Below are 2,843 nucleotides of genomic sequence, written 5' to 3'. Positions count from 1 at the left end.
TTTAATATGGATGTGCTGCGGCAAAGTTATGCGTACCTGGTGAACAGGCATGCTATATTGCGCACTTCTTTTCATCACGGCTATAGTGGCGATAGTATCCAGGCAGTGCATCAGCAGATGCAGCCGGAATTCCGGTATCTGCAGCAGGAAATATCACAGTTGCCGGCATACAGGATTGCGGACCGCGAAGAAGGGTTTGACCTTCACAGGGGGCCATGTATGCGGCTTACAGTGCTGGAGCTGGGCGCAGATGAATATGAATTTATCTGGACGCATCACCATATCCTGATGGATGGCTGGTGCCGGAGCGTGTTAATTAATGAGTTCTATCATATTTACAACAGTCTGTTGGATAAGGTTACTCCTTCATTACCGGCGGTAATACCCTATGTTAATTATATCCGTTGGTTAACAGAGCAGGACATTCAACGCAGCCGGTTATACTGGGAAGGTTACCTGTCAGGGTATGAACAGGTGGCCGCCATTCCTTTTGGCGAAATCCCGGGTGTCGGTTATGAAGGACGGGTGGAGCAGTTGTTGCTGGATAAAGAACAGGTATCAGGTATCAGTGCTTTCTGCCGGTTGGGGGGTATTACGGAGAATACTTTTATGCAGGGAGCCTGGAGTTATCTGCTGAGCCAATACAACAATACAAACGACGTGATATCCGGTGCGGTGGTGTCTGGCCGTCCGGCCGGACTGGAAGGAGTAGAGAATATGATCGGATTGTTCATCAATACCATCCCTGTGAGGGTGCATTATGATGCGGAAATGACGGTGCAGGCATTTCTGTTACAGTTACAGGATTCGGCCATCGACAGCTTGCCGCACCATGCCGTGAAATTGTCGGAGATACAATCGTGCAGCCCACTGGGAAACCGGCTGTTTGATCATATATTGGTGTATGAAAATTACCCGGTAGATGAGCTGATCTCAGACGGATTGCCGGCAGGGGCAGGATTAAATGATTTGTCGTTGCAAAGTGCTGAAGTAGTAGCGCAAACCAATTATGATTTTACAATCATAATAGCGCCTGCGTCCAGGGCAGAAGGCATCCAGGTACTGTTCAGGTATAATGGTTTGCGTTACAATGAAAGAGCTGTACAGCGGATCAGTGCACATTTCAGGCAGGTGCTGTCGGCTTTCGCAGATAACGCCGGTAGCGCATTGAAAGAGCTGTGTTTCCTGGGGGAAGAAGAAAAACAAACACTATTACATACTTTCAATGATACGGCCGTTGATTATGAACGTGAAGCAACATTGCCCGGGCTGTTCCGCCGTCAGGTGGTATTACAGCCGGAAGCAATGGCGCTGGTATTTGAAGACCGCTGCTTTACTTACCGGGAGCTGGAGGAACAGTCGAACAGGGTAGCCCATTACCTCCGTCAACAGGGCGTAAAAGAGGGCGTAATGGTCCCTTTATGCATGGAGCGTTCGCCTCACCTGATCGTGAGTATCCTGGGCATCCTGAAAGCAGGAGGCGCTTATGTGCCTGTAGACCCGGCTTATCCCAAAGATCGTATTGCCTATATGCTGCAGGATACGGGTAGTAAACTGGTGTTAACCACTACCGGTCAGCAGGCGTTGCTGGCAGCGGAAGCAGCGCATGCTACCCTGATATTTGTAGATGATATCCCGGACTTACTTGCCACGATGCCGGCGCATCCGCCGGTGGTGACTACTGACCCGGATTCACTGGCATATGTTATTTATACTTCCGGTTCTACCGGCCGGCCTAAAGGAGTAATGGTAATTCACCGCAACGTTATCAGCCTCGCCCGGGGCGGCAACTTTGTGGAACTGAGTGCTGCCGATACGTTGTTATCTACTGGTTCTCCTTCTTTTGATGCCACTACAATTGAATACTGGGGCATGTTACTGAATGGTGGTCAGCTTGTATTATGTCCGGAGAAGAAATTGCTGGACAACCAGTTGTTGAAGCGGGAAATCCGCCACAGAGGCGTTACCAAAATGTGGTTTACCGCCAGCTGGTTTAATCAGCTGGTCGATGATGATATTACTATTTTTGAAGGGTTAAAGGCCGTGATGGCAGGTGGGGAAAAATTATCGGAAGAGCATATACGTAAATTACAGGCTGCTTATCCTGCCACACAGATCATTAACGGCTACGGACCTACGGAAAATACCACCTTCTCCCTCACCTGGAATATTGCAGCAATAGTTCCCGGCAGAAGTATTCCCATTGGCCGTCCATTGGGTAACCGCACAGCCTATATCCTCAACAGCGCCATGCAGTTGTTGCCGGTGGGCACACCCGGAGAACTGTATGTTGGTGGTGATGGTGTATCCCGGGGTTATCTGAATCAACCGGAGTTAACTGCAGAAAAATTTGTAGCCGATCCATTCAGTAAGCTACCGGGTGCAAAGTTATACCGAACCGGTGACCGCGCAAGATGGTTGCCGGATGGTACGGTGGAATACCTGGGCCGCATGGATGATCAGATTAAGTTGCGTGGCTACCGTATTGAACCCGGAGAAGTGGAGCATGCACTCAAAGGGCTGCCTGGAATAGCAGCAGCAGTAGTTACCGCCTATAAACAATCATCAGGAGAACAGGCATTGGCGGCTTATTACCTGAGCGATGTAACACAGGATGCCGTGTTACTCAGGCAACAGTTATTACAGCAATTACCGGAATACATGGTGCCTGGTTACTTCACCCAACTGGCGGCGTTGCCACTAACGCCGAGCGGGAAGTTAGACCGTAAGGCACTGCCGGCACCGGAAGGGCGGGTATCCGCGGTTTATGTAGCTCCCCGCAATGCAACAGAAGCACAGCTGGTGGTTATCTGGCAGGAAGTACTCAGAACAGATACCTCCTT

Annotated in this window: 1 protein-coding gene; it reads left to right on the top strand. The window is 50.1% G+C overall.

Annotated elements, in window-relative coordinates:
• On the top strand, positions 1-2,843 hold a 2,843-nt coding region (locus V7S65_RS32175), incomplete at both ends, for a non-ribosomal peptide synthetase (protein WP_336389632.1).

Origin of the sequence: Chitinophaga sp. CCNWYY40 (assembly GCF_037483205.1) — a bacterium.
In the GTDB taxonomy this organism is placed as follows: domain Bacteria; phylum Bacteroidota; class Bacteroidia; order Chitinophagales; family Chitinophagaceae; genus Chitinophaga; species Chitinophaga ginsengisegetis.
Note: the sequence above shows the minus strand (reverse complement) of the source record. Positions and strands in the feature narration are given on the sequence as shown.